We start from the raw sequence: 1,084 nt of genomic DNA, 5'->3' as shown, positions 1-1,084 counted from the left end.
GGATAAGAAAGCTTTTTTTGAATCTCAAGCATTCCTGCTTCAAGTTGTTGCCCTAGGTTTTCCAAATACTGATAAGCATGGCCTTTTTGAAGTTCTTCGAGTTGTGCTATGCCAGCAGCCATAGCTAGAGGATTGCCACTCAATGTCCCAGCTTGATAAACCTTACCCAAAGGGGATAAGCAATCCATGATTTCTTTTTTGCCACCAATCGCACCCACGGGCAATCCTCCCCCGATAATTTTTCCGAGGACAGTAAGATCAGGTTTAATTCTAAAAAGTGCCTGAGCCCCCCCGTAAGATAACCTAAAGCCTGTGATCACCTCATCAAAAATAATAAGGCTACCATAGGCTCTAGCCTGACTTTCAATAGATTCCAAAAATCCTTCCTTGGGAGGAATTAATCCACAGTTGGCCGGTACCGGTTCTAGAATAATCGCAGCGGTTTCGCGGCCATATTTTTTAAATGCCGCAATCAGCTTTTCTTCGTCATTCCAAGGAAGAATAATAGTCAGAGCTGAAAGAGAAGCAGGGATGCCCTCGCTATCAGGAATACCTGTAGTAAGGGCTCCAGATCCAGCCTTTACTAACAAACTATCAACATGCCCATGATAACATCCCTCAAACTTCATAATCTTTTCCCTTCGACTGAATCCTCTTGCTAATCTTATAGCGGTCATACAGGCTTCTGTGCCGCTGTTCAAAAATCGAATTTTTTCTATCGAAGGCATGGCGGAGCGAATGAGTTGTGAGAGTCTAATTTCTAGAGGGCAATTTGCTCCAAAGCTTGTTCCATTTTGTAATGCTTCATTGATCGCTCGAACTACTGGAGAATAACAATGCCCATGAATTAATGCTCCCCATGAGCATACGTAATCTGTATAGCAGTTGGCATCGACATCAAAAAGTTTTGAACCTTTGGCCCTGCTTACATAAAAAGGATGCCTGCCTACTGATTGAAAGGAACGGACTGGAGAGTTTACCCCTCCGGGGAATAGCTCTTGAGCCTGATTCCATAGTTTTTCAGAAAGAGAAAAGTCCATAATTTGTTCTTTAAGATAGTCGACCCTCTTTAGTAGGGCAAAAA

Annotated in this window: 1 protein-coding gene; it reads right to left on the bottom strand. The window is 42.9% G+C overall.

Annotated elements, in window-relative coordinates; translation table 11 throughout:
* Nucleotides 1-1,040: glutamate-1-semialdehyde 2,1-aminomutase (locus tag A7Q09_RS08905; RefSeq protein ID WP_134391108.1), on the bottom strand; the 1,040-nt coding region annotated here is incomplete at its 3' end.
* Between the last annotated feature and the right edge of the window lie 44 nt (nt 1,041-1,084).

This window comes from Methylacidiphilum sp. Yel, from assembly GCF_004421185.1.
Lineage (GTDB): Bacteria > Verrucomicrobiota > Verrucomicrobiia > Methylacidiphilales > Methylacidiphilaceae > Methylacidiphilum.
Note: the sequence above shows the minus strand (reverse complement) of the source record. Positions and strands in the feature narration are given on the sequence as shown.